This is a genomic window from Enterobacter chinensis, from assembly GCF_034008295.1.
In the GTDB taxonomy this organism is placed as follows: domain Bacteria; phylum Pseudomonadota; class Gammaproteobacteria; order Enterobacterales; family Enterobacteriaceae; genus Enterobacter; species Enterobacter chinensis.
The window spans coordinates 480,962-499,104 of the sequence record NZ_JARDVI010000001.1; the positions used below are offsets into that span (position 1 = coordinate 480,962).

The following is an 18,143-nucleotide window of genomic DNA, read 5'->3' on the forward strand; positions in this document are numbered from 1 at the left end:
GCAAAAATAAGTCTTAATATAATGGGTGTTTTTTCCCAGGGATAGCTACATCCATCTGGTGGTCATATCCACAGGAATCCTTACACCTGCAAGGAGAAGAAATGAGTAACGTAAAAATTGTTGATGTCATCATTCGCAAAACGGCAGAGAAAACGAAATTAACCGGCGAAGGAAATCTGTCGGTCTCTATTTCATCGCCGAGTGTGATTGAAATCCAGGGTTCTGCTCTGGATGTTGCGCGTTATGTCCGCCAGGGTAAAGACCTCCTCATTTATATGAAAGATGGCAGCGTTATTCGCTGCAATAACTATTTTGTCGAAGATCCTGAAACGCATAATCAGTCAGAACTGGTGTTCAACGACAGTCAGGAACTGACACATATTTCTTTTGCCGATGCCGGGGAAGCGTCAGGCGTTGCAGTTACCGAGTTAACCGCGCAGGCCACACCGATTAATAGCATTCAACCTTTCCTCGAGCAGGAAAGTGTTTTAAGCGACGCGCCGTGGGGCTGGATTGCGGGGGCTGCGTTAGGCGGCGGTGCCATCGGGGCATTGCTGGCAAACGGCGGTGACGGCGAAACTAAAACAAAAGTCATTGATAATACCAAAGAAGTTGAAAGCGCCACGCCGACCTTCTTGCTGTCGGATAAAGCGGGTGACAAGCAGGGCGTGCTAAGTGCAAACGAGATCACGGACGACAGCAACCCAACCTTTAGCGGTACCGGTCAGCCGGGTGCGACCATCCAGATCAAAGATAGCAGCGGCAGCACCATTGCCAGCACCATGGTCGGTAAAGACGGCACGTGGACGGTAATATTACCGACCCAGACGGACGGGGAGCACACCTGGTCGGTTGTGCAGCTCGACGGCAGTAAAACCACCTCTGCGGGCAGTATCACCGTGACGGTCTCTACCGCCGATGCCGCTATTACGCTGGCCACCACGGCGGGCGATAACGTGCTGAACGCCAGCGAGCAATCCGCGGGCTTTACGCTTTCCGGTGCCAGCAAAAATCTGGCGCAGGGTACCGAACTCACCGTGACGCTGAATGGCAAAACCTACACGGCTGAAGTCGGGGCAGACGGCGCGTGGCACGTTAACGTGCCTGCGGCAGACGCGCAGGCGCTGGGCGACGGTACCTGGACGGTTAACGTGAGCGGTAAAGACGCGGCGGGTAACACCGTTAGCGGAAGCCAGACGATTGGCGTGGATACCACCGCGCCAACCCTCTCTGTCGATACCCTCGCACAGGACAACATCATTAATGCGGCTGAGCACAATCAGCCGCTGACCCTAACCGGTAAAACGAATGCGGAAGCCGGTCAGATCGTCACGGTCACCCTGAACGGTAAAAACTATAACGCTACGGTGGGCAGCGACGGCACCTGGTCCGTCACGCTTGCAGCGAGCGACGTGCAGGCGCTCAATGAGGGTAATCAGACCCTGACGGTTAACGTTAGCGACAAAGCGGGCAACGGCGCGTCCGTGACGGCAGATTTCACGGTGGATACCGCGGCGCCTGTCGTCACCATCCATACCGTGGCGGGCGACGATATCCTCAATATCAGCGAGCAGGGCCAGGCGCACATTATTTCCGGCCAGGCGAGCGGTGCCGCCGCGGGCGATGTGGTCACCGTGACTCTTGGCGGCCAGACCTTCACCGGCGTGGTGCTGGCGGACGGCAGCTGGAACGTCGGCGTTCCGGCGTCCGTACTGGGCGCGCTGGGTGAAGGCAACCACACGCTTTCGGTTTCCGTCACTGACGCGGCAGGCAACACCGGCAGCGCCACGCACGGCATTACGCTGAGTGGACACCCGCCAGAATTTACGATTGACGCCATCAGCCAGGATAACGTGCTTAATGCCCAGGAGGCGATGCAGCCCCTGAGCCTGACCGGCACCAGCAACCTGCCGGACGGCACCTCCATCACCGTGACGCTGAACAACGTCACCTATCAGGCCACCGTCGAAAACGGTATCTGGGCGGTCCAGGTGCCGGTTTCTGACGTGCTGAATCTGGCGAACACGCTTTATACCGTCAGCGTCAGCGGTACCGACAGCGTGGGTAACAGCGGTTCTGCCGAAGCGAATCTGCTGGTGGATACCGTCCTTCCGCAGGTCATTATCAATATGTTTGCGGGCGATAACCTGGTCAATAACGCCGAATCGGGCGTCGATCAAACCCTCAGCGGTCGCGTTACCGGCGCGGCGGCGGGCGATACCGTCTCCATCACCGCAGGCGGCAAGAGCTACACCGCAACGGTTGGCAGCGATCTGACCTGGAGCGTGAAAATCCCGTCAGCGGATCTCCAGGCGTTCGGCGACGGTGATTTAACCTTTACGGCCTCCGTGACCAACGGGCACGGCAATACCGGCACCGGCGAGCGTGATATCAATATCAACGCGGAGCTGCCGGGTCTTCGCGTGAACACCATTTCCGGCGATGACGTGATCAACGCGATCGAACAGCAGCAGGATCTGAGCGTCACTGGCTCCAGTACTCATCTGGCCGCGGGCACGCAGATTGTCGTCACCATCAACAACGTTGAGTACGTTACCGCGGTTAACGCCAGCGGCAACTGGCAGATCGGCGTTCCGGCGGCGGACCTGCAGGCATGGACGGCGGGGGGCATGACGGTAAGCGTCAGCGCGGTAGATGCCTGGGGCAATACCGTTGCGGCTGAACACCCGATTGAACTCGATCTGAACGCCGTGGCGGTCACCATTGATACCGTCTCCGGCGACGACCTGCTGAATGCGGCGGAAAAAGGCGCGGACTTAACCCTCTCCGGTCAGACGCAGGGCGTGGAAGCGGGGCAGACCGTGGTGGTGAAATTCGCCGACCAGACCTTTACCGCACAGGTGCAGCAGGACGGTTCCTGGAGCCTGAGCGTTCCGGCCAGCGCCATGGAAACCCTGATCGACGGGCGTGCGCAGGTGAGCGTCAGCGTCACTAACGTCAGCGGCAACAGCGCGGACGCCGCGCGCGTGGTGACGGTGGATACGCAGCCACCGGCGATTACGCTCGATAACCTGACCGACGACAACATCATCAATGCGGCTGAAGCGCAGCAGGATTTAGCCTTAAGCGGTACCAGCACTGCGGAAGCGGGCCAGACGGTCACCGTGACGCTGAACGGCAAAACGTATCAGACCACGGTTCAGGCGGACGGTACGTGGCAGCTGAGCGTGCCTGCGGCTGACGTGGGTGCCCTGACGGATGGCATCGTTACCGTGACCGCAACCGTGAGCGACGTGGCGGGCAACGCCAGCAGCGCCGATCGCGTGGGACTGGTGGACGCCACCGTTCCGCAGGTGACCATTAACGACTTTGTCACCGACACCAACACCGTTAACCAGCTCGCCCATTCACAGGCGCAGATCCTGAGCGGCTCCGTCACCGGTGCGGCAGCGGGCGATCGGGTGACCATCACCATTAACAGCGTCGATTACACCACCGTGGTGGATGCGGCGGGGAACTGGAGTCTTGGCCTGCCCGCGTCTGTCGTGCAGGGTCTGGCGGACGGCACCTGGACAATCGACGTCTCCGTGACCGACCAATCCGGCAATACCGGAAGCAGTTCACTGGATGTGGTGGTGAATACCGTGACGCCTGTTATCGCCATCAGCACGCTGGCGGCGGACGACGTGATTAACGCGACCGAGAAGGGCGAAGATCTGCTGCTCTCCGGCACCAGTAACCAGCCGGAAGGGACCAGCATCACCGTTAACCTGAACGGCATCAATTACACCGCCACTACCGACGCCAGCGGCAACTGGAGCGTGACCGTACCGGCCTCGGCCGTAAGCGCGCTGGGAGAAGCCCATTACACCGTGACGGCGAGCGTCACGGATAACGTCGGCAACAGCGCCTCAACCTCACACGATGTGCTGGTGGACAGCTCGCTGCCGGTGGTAACGATCGACACGCTGGCGGGCGACAATATCGTTAACGCAGCGGAAGTAGCGGCAGGGCAAACCCTGACCGGTAAGGTGACGAACGCGGCGTCAGGTGACACTGTCACTATCATCCTTGGCGGCCAGACGTACACCGCTACCGTGCAGGACGATCTGACCTGGAGCCTGCCGTTAACCGAGAGCCAGTTAACCGCGCTCGGCAACGGCGACCTCACCGTATCCGCCAGCGTGACCAACGCGCACGGCAATACCGGCTCTTCTTCTCACGACTTCACCATCGACGCCCAGCTCCCGGGACTGCGTATTGATACCGTGGCGGGTGACGACGTGATCAACGTGATTGAACACGCTCAGAACCTGATTGTGTCCGGTACCAGCACCGATCTGGCGGCGGGCAGCACCGTGACCGTGACCATCAACGGCAAAACCTATTCTGCAACGGTACTGGCGGACGGCACCTGGCAGGCGGCGGTACCGGCGGCCGAGGTGTCCCAGTGGGCGGACGGTTCGCTGGATATCAAGGCTGGCGCGCAGGATGCTTCCGGTAACCCGGTGACCATCGGCACCGTTGTGGACGTCGATCTCGCGCCTGTTGCCATCACCATCAGCAGCGTGACCGACGATAACGTTCTCAACGCGGCGGAAAAAGGCCAGGATCTGCTGCTTTCCGGCACCACCTCCAACGTTGAAGCGGGTCAGACCGTGACCATTACCTTTGCGGGTAAAACCTATACCACGACGGTGGATGCCAGCGGCGACTGGACCTGGACCGTTCCGGCAGCCGATTTGAGCGGCCTGAAAGACGGCGACGCCAGCGTGCTGGTCAGCGTCATCAATGTGAACGGCAACGCGGCATCTTCGGCGCAGGAATTCAGCGTCGATACCACCGCGCCGACGGTGACCATCAACACCATTAGCCATGACAATATGCTTAACGCGGCAGAGGCGGCGCAGGATCTGACCCTGAGCGGTACCTCTACTGCCGAAGCAGGCCAGACGGTCACCGTGACCTTCAACGGCAATCAGTACACCGCGCAGGTGCAGGCGGACGGCAGCTGGACGCTGGACGTTCCGGCGGCGGATATGGCAGGCATCGCCGACGGCAGCGCGGCGGTAACGGCGACGGTGTCCGATAAGGCAGGCAACCCGGCCAGCGCGGGCTCCGCGGTGCTGGTCGACACCACCGTACCGCAGATTTCCTTCAACATCGTTGCGGGCGACGACGTCATTAATATTGCCGAGCACGGCCAGGCGCTGATCGTCTCCGGCAAGGTGACGGGTGCGCAGGTGGGCGACGTTATTACCGTGACCCTGAACGGTAAAGACTACACCGCCATGCTGGATGCGTCCGGCAGCTGGAGCGTGGGCGTTCCGGCGGCGGATGTGGGCGCGCTGGCAAACGGCGAGCAGACGCTCTCTGCGACCCTCGCCGATAAAGCCGGTAACAGCACCACCGCGACGCACGAGTTTGACGTCTCCCTGACCGCGCCGGTGGTTGCCATCAATACCCTGGCGGTTGACGACGTGATCAACGCGACCGAGAAAGGCCAGGATCTGCTGGTGTCCGGCACCAGCAACCAGCCGGACGGAACCACCATTACGGTGACCCTGAACGGTATCAGCTATACGGCCACCACCGACGCCAGCGGTAGCTGGAGCATCACCGTTCCGGCGGCAAACGTTTCTGCGCTGGGCGAAGCAAGCTACGTGGTGACGGTGAGCGTAACCGACACTGCAGGCAACAGCGCGAGCACCGGCCACAGCGTGCTGGTCGACAGCGCGCTGCCGCAGGTCACCATCAACCCTGTCGCCACGGACGATGTCATTAACGCCGCGGAAGTGGCTGCCGGGCAGACCCTGAGCGGCAAAGTGAGCGGCGCGGCGAGTGGTGACACTGTCACTGTTTCAATCGGCGGCAATACGTACACTGGCATCGTTCAGGACGATCTGAGCTGGTCGGTCAGCGTGCCGTCCACGGTCTTAACCGCCATCGGTAACGGCGATCTGACGGTGTCAGCCAGCGTCACCAACGGCCACGGCAACACCGGAACCGGCGAGCGCGACATTACCATCGATGCCAGCCTGCCGGGCCTGCGCGTCGATACCGTGGCGGGCGACGATGTCATCAACAGCATTGAGCACGCTCAGAACCTGATTATCACCGGCTCCAGCGAAGGCCTGGCATCGGGCGCGGCGTTAACGGTGACCGTCAACGGCAAAACCTACGCCGCAACCGTGCTGGCGGACGGGACCTGGACGGCGGCCATTCCGGCAGCAGACGTCAGCGCGCTGAATGCGGGCACGATCGCCGTGACCGTAGAAGGCCAGAGCGCGGCGGGTAATCCGGTTTCCTTCAGCCACGATGTGAAGGTGGATCTGGCGGCAGTCGCCATCAGCATTAACCCGCTTGCCTCGGACGACGTGATCAACGCGGCGGAGAAAGGCGCGGACCTGGTGCTGTCCGGCTCGACCACCAACGTGGAAGAAAACCAGACTGTTACCATCACCTTCGGCGGCAAGTCGTACACCGCGACGGTGGATGCCAGCGGCAACTGGACGGCGACCGTACCGTCTGCCGATTTAGGCAGCCTGAAAGACGGCGATGCCAGCGTGCAGGTGAGCGTCACCAACGTGAACGGCAACAGCGCGTCGGCAGGCCGCGAGTACAGCGTGGACGCCACCGCGCCGACGGTATCTATTGAAATTGTCAGCGACAACAACATCATCAATGCGGCCGAAGCGCAGCAGGATCTGGTCGTTAACGGCGTGACCAACGCCGAAGCGGGCCAGACCGTCACCGTGACGCTGAACGGCGTGGATTACACCACTACCGTACAGGCGAACGGCAGCTGGAGCGTGACCGTACCGTCCGCGGATCTGAGCGGTATTACCGACGGCAACTACACCATCAGCGCCGCCGTGTCTGATAAGGCGGGCAACCCGGCCTCTGCGGATCGCGACGTGCTGGTCGATACCACCGTCCCGCAGCTGACCATTAACACCGTTTCCGACGACGACGTGATCAACAGCGCCGAGCATGCACAGGCTCTGATTGTTACGGGCGCCGTGACCGGCGCGGCGGCGGGCGACGTGGTTACCGTTACCCTCAACGGTAAATCCTACACCGCCACCCTGGATGCCTCCGGCAACTGGAGCGTGGGCGTGCCTGCGGCGGACGTCACCGCGCTGGCCGCCGGGGATTACACTATCACCGCGGCGCTGACCGATAAAGCGGGCAACAGCAACAGCGCCACGCACGGCGTGGAGGTGAACCTGACCGCGCCGGTGCTGACCATTGACACCGTTTCCGGTGACGATGTGATCAACAGCACCGAGAAAACCCAGGATCTGACGATCTCCGGTACGGCTTCCGGCCTGGCGACAGGCGCGGTGGTGACCGTGATGCTGAACGGCAAAGCGTACAGCGCGATGGTCGATAGCAACGGGAAATGGACGACTACCGTTCCGGCGGATCAGGTGAGCCAGCTGGGTGAAGCGTTGTACACCGTTACCGCATCGGCAACGGACAGCGTCGGCAACAATACCAGCACGTCACACACCGTGAACGTGGAATCCGTTCTGCCGGGCGTGATTATCAACACCATTGCAGGTGACGACGTCATTAACGCGGCGGAGCTGGCAGCCGGGCAGACCATCAGCGGTAAGGTGGTGAATGCCGAAGCGGGCAACACCGTGACCGTGTCCATTGGCGGTAACAGCTACACCGCAACGGTGCAAAGCGATCTCACCTGGTCCGTTAACGTGCCGGAATCCGTCCTGACCGCGCTGGGCAACGGTAATTTGACCGTGTCAGCCATCGTCACGAACGGCGTGGGCAATAGCGGAACGGGCGAGCGCGAAATCGTTATAGACGCTAACCTGCCGGGCCTGCGCGTGGATACCGTGGCGGGTGACGACGTGATCAACAGCATTGAACACGGGCAGAACCTGATTATCACCGGAACCAGCGACGGGCTGGCGGCGGGCGCGGCGCTGACCGTGACCGTAAACGGCAAAACCTATCCGGCGACCGTGCTGGCGGACGGCACCTGGAGCGCCGCGATCCCGGCAGCAGACGTTGGCGCACTGAGTGCAGGCACGGTTTCAGTAACCGTTGCGGGCCAGAGCAGCGCCGGTAACCCGGTTTCCATCAGCCACGATGTGACGGTGGATCTGGCGAGCGTTGCCATCAGCATTGACGCCATCGCCACCGATGACGTGATTAACGCGGCCGAGAAGGGCGCGGATCTGGTGCTCTCCGGCACCACCTCGAACGTGGAAGAAAATCAGACCGTCACCATCACCTTCGGCGGCAAGAATTATACCGCCACGGTGGACGCCGACGGCAAATGGACCGCCACGGTTCCGTCCGCTGATCTGGCGGGCCTGAAGGACGGCGACGCCAGCGTGCAGGTGAGCGTCAGCAACGTGAACGGCAACAGCGCCTCGGCGGGCCGCGAGTACAGCGTGGATGCAACCGCACCGTCCGTGACCATCAATACTCTGGCGACCGACGATATTCTGAATGCCGCCGAAGCGAAGAGCGATCTGGCCGTTTCCGGTACCAGCACCGCAGAAGCGGGCCAGACGGTCACCGTATCGTTGAATGGCAAAGACTACACCACAACCGTCAGCGCAGACGGCAGCTGGACGCTGAACGTCCCGGAGGCGGATCTGGCTGGATTAACCGACGGCAGCGTGACCGTTACCGCATCGGTCAGCGATAAAGCGGGTAACCCGGCGTCCGTGGACCACAACCTGGCGGTAGATATCACCGCGCCTGCGGTGACTATCAATACCGTTGCGGGCGACGATGTCATTAACATCGCAGAACACGGCCAGGCGCAAATCATCAGCGGTACCGCCACCGGCGCGGCAGCGGGCGATAAGGTCACCGTCACGATTGGCGGCCAGACTTACACCACCGTGCTGGACGCGGCGGGGAACTGGAGCGTCGGCGTACCGGCGAATGTGATTTCCGGCCTCAGCGACGGCACCGTGACCGTTACTGCGTCAGTCACCGACGCGGCGGGCAACACCGGTACCGGCAGCCATGACGTGACCATCGATACCGGCCTGCCATCGGTGAACTTCAACGCCATCAGCGATGACAACGTCCTGAACGCGGTTGAAAAAGGTCAGGATCTGAACGTCAGCGGCACCAGCGCCAACCTCGCGGAAGGCACCGTGGTGACCGTGACCCTGAACGGTAAAAACTACGCGGCGACGACCGCGGCAGACGGTACCTGGAGCCTGACGGTTCCGGCAGCGGATCTGGCCGGTCTCGGTCAGGCCAATTACACCCTGAACGCGACCGCCACCAACGGCGTGGGCAACAGCGTGAGCAATACCGCGAACCTGCTGGTGGACACCGCGCTGCCGACCGTGACCATTAACACCGTGGCGGGCGACAACGTCATCAACGCGGCGGAAGTGGCGGCAGGCCAGACCCTGAGCGGTACCGTGGCGAATGCCGAAGCGGGCAATACCGTCACCGTCACCATTGGCGGCAACAGCTACACCGCAGCGGTACAGAACGATCTGACCTGGTCCGTGAACGTGCCGTCTGACGTGCTGACCGCGCTGGGCAACGGCAGCCTGAGCGTAACGGCGACCGTCACCAACGGCCACGGCAATACAGGCACCGGCGAGCGCGAAATCGCTATCGACGCTAACCTGCCGGGACTGCGCGTGGACACCGTGGCGGGTGATGACGTGGTCAACTCCATCGAGCACGGGCAGAACCTGATCGTGACCGGCTCCAGCGACGGCCTGATCCCGGGCACCGCGCTGACCGTGACCGTTAACGGGAAAGACTATTCCGCAACGGTTCTGGCAGACGGCACCTGGAGCGCAGCGGTTCCGGCGGCAGACGTGAGCGCGTGGCCGGAAGGCACCGTGAAAATCAGCGTTACCGGCGATAGTTCAGCGGGCAACCCGATTACCATCAGCCACGATGTGACGGTGGATCTGGCGACCGTTGCCATCAGCATCAACGCCATCGCCACCGACGACGTGATTAACGCGGCGGAGAAGGGCGTGGATCTGGTGCTGTCCGGTGCGACCACCAACGTGGAAGCCGGGCAAACCGTGACCATCAGCCTGAACGGCAAAATCTATACCGCGACAGTAGACGACAGCGGCAACTGGACCTACACCGTACCGTCTGCGGATCTGGTACACCTTAAGGATGGAGACGCCAGCGTGCAGGTGAGCGTCACCAACGTGAACGGTAACAGCGCCTCGGCGGGTCGTGAGTACAGCGTGGATGCAACCGCACCGACCGTGACCATCAATACCATTGCCTCGGACGACATCCTGAACGCGACCGAAGCGCAGTCTGACCTGGCGATCTCCGGCACCAGCACCGCCGGGGCGGGCCAGACCGTGACCGTGTCGCTGAACGGCAAGGACTACACCGCAACGGTCAGCGCAGACGGCACCTGGACGCTGAGCGTTCCGTCCGCCGATCTGGGTGCACTCGCTGACGGCAGCGTGACCGTCACTGCAAGCGTGAGCGACAAAGCCGGTAACCCGGCGTCCGTTGACCACAACCTGACGGTGGACGTGACCGTGCCTGCGGTCACCATCAACACCGTGGCGGGCGACGATGTGATTAACATCACTGAGCACGCTCAGGCGCACATCATCAGCGGCACCGCCACCGGCGCGGCAGCGGGCGATAAGGTCACCGTTACGATTGGCGGCCAGACTTACACCACCGTGCTGGACGCGGCGGGTAACTGGAGCGTGGGCGTACCGGCCAGCGTCATCTCCGGCCTCAGCGACGGCACCGTAACCGTCACTGCGACAGTCACCGACGCGGCGGGCAATACCGGTACCGGCAGCCATAACGTGACCGTCGATACCGGTCTGCCATCGGTAGCCTTCAACGCTATCAGCGGCGATAACGTGCTGAACGCGGTGGAGAAAGGTCAGGATCTGAGCGTCAGCGGCACCAGCGCCAACCTGTCGGAAGGCACCGTGGTGACCGTGACCCTCAACGGCAAAAACTACACGGCCACGACGGCGGCGGACGGCACCTGGAGCCTGACCGTTCCGGCAGCGGATCTGGCGGGCCTGGGCGAAGCCAACTACACCCTGAGCGCAACTGCCATCAACGGCGTGGGCAATAGCGTCAGCAATACGGCGACCCTGCTGGTCGACACCGCGCTGCCGACCGTCACCATCAACACTATTGCGGGTGATAACGTCATCAATGCGGCGGAAGTGGCCGCAGGCCAGACCATCAGCGGTAAAGTGGCGAACGCGGAAGCGGGCAATACCGTCACCGTCACCCTCGGTGGCAACAGCTACACGGCCAGCGTTCAGGATGATCTGACCTGGTCCGTGAGCGTGCCGGAATCGGTCCTGACCGCGCTGGGCAACGGTGATTTGACCGTGTCGGCGACCGTCACCAACGGCCACGGCAACACGGGAACGGGCGAGCGCGAAATCGCTATAGACGCCAGCCTGCCGGGCCTGCGCGTCGATACCGTGGCGGGCGACGATGTGATCAACTCCATCGAGCACGGTCAGAACCTGATCGTCACCGGCTCCAGCGACGGGCTGGCGGCGGGCACCACGCTCACCGTGACCGTCAATGGCAAAACCTATGCGGCCTCCGTGCTGGCAGACGGCACCTGGAGCGCGGCGATCCCGGCGGCAGACGTCGGGGCCCTGGCAGCAGGTACGGTCACCGTGACCGTTGCAGGCCAGAGCGCGGCGGGCAACCCGGTGACCATCAGCCACGATGTCACCGTCGATCTGTCTGCCGTTGCCGTCAGCATCGATGCGATTGCCACCGACGACGTGATTAACGCGGCGGAGAAAGGCGCAGATCTGGTGCTGTCCGGCAGCACGTCGAACGTGGAGGAAAACCAGACCGTCACCATCACCTTTGGCGGCAAGACTTACACCGCGAAAGTGGATGCCGACGGTAACTGGACGGCCACCGTGCCTTCCGCCGATCTCGCGGGCCTGAAAGACGGCGATGCCAGCGTGCAGGTGAGCGTCACCAACGCGCACGGTAACAGCGCCTCTGCGGGCCGCGAGTACAGCGTGGATGCGACCGCGCCAACCGTGAGCATTGATACGGTCGCTGGCGATAACGTGATTAACGGCAGTGAAGCGGCTGCGGGCGTGGCCATTTCCGGCACCACCACGGCGGAAGTCGGGCAGACCGTCACCGTGACGCTGGGCGGGAAGAGCTATACCGCGCAGGTGCAGCAGGGCGGCGTCTGGAGCGTGAACGTACCGGGCACCGACCTGTCCGCACTGGCGGATAACGGCTACACCGTGCAGGTCAGCGTGAGCGACGCCGCGGGTAACCCGGGCAGCGCGGGCAAAGCGATTACGCTTGATACCACGCCGCCGACCGTCAGCTTTAACGCTGTCGCGGGCGATAACGTCATTAACAGCGTGGAGCACGGGCAGGCACAGATTGTCAGCGGCACGGCAACCGGCGCGAGCGTCGGCGATAAGCTGGTCATCACCATCGGTTCGAACCAGTACACCACTACCGTTGACGCAAGCGGTAACTGGAGCGTGGGCGTTCCGGCCAGCGTGATTTCCGCGCTGACCGACGGCACCGTGACCCTCAGCGCGACGATTACCGACAGCGCGGGCAACAGCAGCACCCAGACCCACGATGTGGTGGTGAATACGGCCTCCGTGGCGCTGACGGTGAACACCGTTAGCGGTGACGACGTCATCAACGCCGCTGAAGCCGGTTCGTCCCTGGTGATTAACGGCTCCAGCGCCCAGTTCGCCAGCGGGACGCAGGTCACCGTGACGCTGAACGGCAAGACCTATACGGCCAGCATCCAGAGCGACGGCAGCTGGACGACCACCGTTCCGGCCGCAGACGTGGGCGCCCTGGCCGATGGCGCAAGCTATCAGGTGTCCGTGTCGGCGCAGGATAGCGCGGGCAACAGCGCGTCGGCGACGCACGGCATCAGCGTGGATACCACCTCGCCGGTGGTAAGCATTGCCACGCTGTCCGGCGACGACGTTCTGAACGCGGCGGAAGCGCAGCAGCCGCTCACCGTACACGGCTCTTCCAGCGCGGAAGCGGGCCAGACGGTTACCGTGACGCTGGGCGGCAAATCCTACACCGCAACCGTAGCAAACGACGGCACCTGGACGCTCGACGTTCCGGCCGCCGATCTTGCCAGCCTGAGCGAAGGCGCGCTGACGGTCACCGCGTCGGTGAACGACAAAGCGAGTAATAACGGTCAAACCACGCATACCTTAACGGTCGATACCGTCGCGCCAACCGTCACCATCAGCACCGTGGCCGATGACGATATCGTCAACAACGCGGAGCAGCTGGCGGGCCAGACGATCCGTGGTACGACCACGGCGGAACAGGGCCAGACGGTGACCGTCTCCTTTAACGGGCACAGCTATCAGGCGACCGTCGGGGCGGACGGATCGTGGTCGGTCTTCGTGCCGGGCCGTGATTTCCTCGGCCTGAGCGACGGGCAGTACGCGATCACCGCCACGGTGAACGACAAGGCGGGCAACCCGGGCAGCGCAACGCACGACGTGACGCTGAACGGCGATGTCCCAACCATCACCATTAACACCTTTGCGCAGGACGATATCGTCAACGCCGCCGAGCACGGTACGCCGCTGGCTGTCAGCGGCACCACCGACGCCCCGGCGGGCCAGACGGTGACCATTACGCTGAACGGTAAAACTTATGCGGCTACCGTCCAGAATGACGGCACCTGGAGCTACACCCTGGGCAGCGCGGACGTGACCGCGCTGGCGGACGGCGGTTCGTACGTGATTAACGCGCAGGTGAGCAACACCATCGGCAACAGCGCCAGCGAGAACCACACCGTCACCGTGGATCTCACCGCGCCGTCGATGGGAATTACGATTGATTCCCTGCAAAACGACACCGGCCTGAGCGCGAGCGATTTCATCACCAACGACGGCCAGGTTGTGGTCAACGGCTCCCTGACCGCGCAGCTCGGCAATAACGAGAAGGCACAGATCAGCCTCGACGGTGGCACCACCTGGATTGACCTGACCGTGACCGGCACCACCTGGCGCTACACCGATGGCCGCACCCTGACGGACGGTACCTACCAGTACCAGGTGCGCGTGATCGATAACGCCGGGAACATGGGGGCAACGGACAGTCAGGACGTGGTGATTGACCTGACGAAGCCTGCGGCGACGACGATTACGGTCGATTCCATCACCCAGGATACCGGCCTGTCCGGCAGTGATTTTATCACCAGCGACAACCAGATCAGCCTGAAAGGGACGCTCGGCGCGGCGCTGGGCAGCGGCGACCACGCGCAGATCAGCCTTGACGGTGGCGTAACCTGGATCGACGTCAGCGTCAGCGGCCTGAGCTGGACGTATGTTGATGGCCGCACGCTGGCCGACGGGGATTACAACTACCAGCTGCGCGTGATTGATGACGCGGGCAATATCAGCGCCACCGCCAGCCAGGTGGTGACCATTGATACGGTTGCACCTGACGCCAGCAAAACGATCGCCATCGACAGCATCAGCGACGATACCGGTCTGAGCAGCAGCGACTTTATCACCAACGATACGTCCCTGACGCTGCACGGCTCGCTCGGCGCAACGCTGGCCGACGGGGAATACGCACAGATCAGCATCGACGGCGGCGTCACCTGGCAGAACGTGATCGTCACCGGCAACAGCTGGTACTACGTGGACGGCCGCACGCTGGGTAACCAGACATATGACTACTACGTTCGCGTGGTGGATGCCGCCGGTAACGTAGGCGCCAGCGCCCATCAGCAGGTGACCGTCGATACGGTCGCCCCGGATGCGGCGATTACGGTGAACGTGGATAACATCACCGTGGATACCGGCTTCGACAATAACGACTTCCTGACCAGCTCGACCTCGTACACGCTGCACGGAACGCTCGGTGCAGAACTCGGCGCGGGTGAATTCGTGCAGGTGAGCATGGACGGCGGCAGCACCTGGGTATACGCCACCGTAAGCGGTACGCAGTGGAGCTACAGCGACACGCGTACCCTGACCGACGGCAGCCATAACTACCAGGTGCGGGTCGTTGACCAGGCGGGGAACGTGGGGGCCACCACCGCGCAGGCGGTGACGGTGGATACGCACGCGCCGCAGTACGGCGTCACCATCGACAGCATCAGCGAAGACACCGGCCAGTCCGGCAGTGATTTCATCACCATGGACACCACGCTGACCATCAACGGTTCGCTGGGCAGCGCGCTGGCAAGCGACGAGCGCGTGCAGATCAGTCTGGACGGCGGAAACACCTGGCTCGATACCACGGTCACCAACCAGCGCTGGAGCTACACCGATACCCGCGATCTGCCTGACGGAGACTACACCTACCAGGTGCGGATTATCGACCAGGCGGGCAATGTCGGCTCCACCGCCTCTCAGGTGGTGACGGTGGACACCACGCCGCCAACCACGGTAGGCACGGTAGTAAGCTATACCGACGGTGAAGGCGAGCGTCAGGGTACCTTTGGCAGTGCGGTGGCAACTGACGATAACTCACCGCTGATCAACGGCACGCTTAACCGCGCCCCGGAAGACGGTGAAATTGTGCAGCTGTATCGTGACGGGGTCCTGCTCGGCCAGGTGACCATGAACGGCAGCGCAAGCTGGTCCTTCCAGGACAACGGCCTGAGCGATGGCAATCACACCTACATTGTGCGCGTCACCGATAAGGCCGGTAATTACACGGAATCGGACGGTTTCGTGCTGAATGTGGACACCAGCATCCCGACTACCACGGCGGCAATTACCGCACAAACAACCTCCGATACCACGCCGATTGTTAGCGGTACGGTCTCCGCGGATCTGGTGAACGGGGAATACTTGACGGTTATTGTCAACGGTAAAACCTATACCTCGCAGACCGGCGGCGCGGTGGTGGTCGACCCGGATCATAACACCTGGTATCTGCAGATCCCGGACAGCGATGCCCTTGGCGTAGCGAGCTACAGCGTGACGGCGCAGGTGAAGAGCAGCGCGGGTAACGGTAACACCACCGGTTCGGCGACCGGCAGCCTGGTGATTGATACCACCTCGGTGAATACCGACTGGGCAACCACGGCGGGGAACAGCAACAACTCCACCATGACCCTCGGCATGAACAGCAGCGGTCTGTGGAATATCATTGCTAACGGCCAGTCTTACTCCTGCAGCGATAGCTCCTCTTATGCAGGTAATGCGCTGACCAATACTCGTTCCTACAACGTGGTCAGCCAGACGGCAGCCGACTTTGACCGAAACGGCACGCAGGATGTATTCGGCACTGAAACCGGCTACGCAGGCTCTACGCAGGTCATGTGGACCTACGATGGCAGCACCTATAACGCCAGCCAGCTGGCGATGGGGACCACCATCTGGTACGGCGGTGTGGTGGCGTACGACAAAACGGGCAATGGTTATCTTGACCTGGCGTACGGCGATGCGGGTGCTGACTCCATCACTTACCTGATCAACAACAACGGCGTACTGTCGCCGGATGGTACCAACGGCGGGGCCGGATTCTGGGGACAATTCGTTACGCTGCGTGAACTCTCTGGCGTCGATATTAACAACGACGGCACCGTAGACATTGTGCAGCACACCAACCGTAGCGGCGCGTACTCGTTAACCGTGATCAACAACAACGGTAACGGCACGCTCTCTATCGGTCAGAACCTGACCAACGTGTTTGTGGCAAACGCCTCGAATACCACCACGGCGGCGTCCATGACGTGGGCGGATTTCAACGGCGATGGCTACATGGACCTATACCTGGGCAGCAGCTACAACAACACCGGTGGAGTGATTTACTACAACAACGGTGCAGGGCAGTTGTCCACCACTAAGAGCGCGGTTGAAGCCTCAAATGCTTCGGCGGGCTATCTGTCGGTGGCAGTAGACTGGAACGGTGACGGGCAGATGGACATCGTCAAGCTCAGCACCTACGGCGGCTCGCAGACGGCGACCCTGTTCACCAACAACGGCTACGGTTCCACCTGGACCTCAAGCCAGCTGGCTTCAGGGCTGGCGAACGTCACCGGCGTGGCGGCCGTGGACTACAACTGGGACGGCGCGCAGGATCTGCTGGTTTCTCAGCAGAACGGCAAGGTGGTGCTGGTGCAGAACAGCAAAACCATTGCTGACGGTACTGCGATGCATCTGCACATCGTCGACAGCGAGGGCATCAACGCCTACTACGGCAACACGGTCAATCTGTATAACGCCGCGGGCGTGCTGGTGGCGTCGCAGATCATCAACGCCCAGTCCGGTATCGGTTCGAACGATACCTCTGCGCTGGTGAGCTTCTACGGGCTGGATCCGAATGAAACTTATTCGGCCGAGATCCTGAAGATCACCAACGGCGTGTCGGATAACGTCACCTGGAGCGGTCTGGAGGCGGGCAATGGCAAAGAGGGCTACGTGCTGACGGCCGAAGCGGCTACCGGCGGACACAGCGGGACGATTACCGGCACCGGGTATAACGACACCTTTATCGCAGAGAACGGCACCTATACCTACAACGGTTCCGGCGGCTGGAATACCCATTCTGACCATGATACCTGGAGCAATACCGGTGGCATGGACGTGGTGGATTACCGAAATGCGACGTCCGGCATTACCGTTGATTTGCGCCTCTCTACCGCACAGGACACCGGGTTCGGTACGTCACGACTGCTCAACATTGAGGGAATTAACGGCTCGAACTTCGACGACGTCATTACCGGCAACAGCGGTGATAACCGGTTCGAAGGCCGCGGCGGGAACGACACCTTCAATATCGGCAGCGGCGGTCACGATACGTTGCTCTACAAGCTGATCAACGCGTCTGACGCAACGGGCGGTAACGGTCACGACGTGGTGAATGGCTTTACGGTCGGCACCTGGGAAGGGACCGCGGACACGGATCGTATTGACCTGCGCGATCTGCTCTCCGATAGCGGCTATACCGGTACGGGCTCGGCGAGCTATGTGAACGGCGTGGCCACGCTGGACAGCAGCGCGGGCAATATCAGCGATTACATCCGCGTGGTGCAGAACGGCAGCAATACCGAGATCCAGGTTGACATGGATGGTACAGGCGGTCAGTTCTCACCAACCACTCTGGTGACGCTGAACGGCGTACAGACGGATCTGGCGACGCTGCTGGCGAACCATCAGCTGTTAATTGCGTAAAACAACGCCGCGGGGAGCGATCCTCGCGGCCTTTTG

The 18,143-nt window shown here is 61.9% G+C and carries 1 protein-coding gene; it reads left to right on the forward strand.

What is annotated here, in order from left to right:
• The first annotated feature begins 101 nt into the window (after window positions 1–101).
• On the forward strand, window positions 102–18,107 hold the full coding sequence (locus tag PYW49_RS02470; protein WP_320385544.1) for an Ig-like domain-containing protein: 18,006 nt from the start codon (window positions 102–104) through the stop codon (window positions 18,105–18,107).
• Window positions 18,108–18,143: the final 36 nt, after the last annotated feature.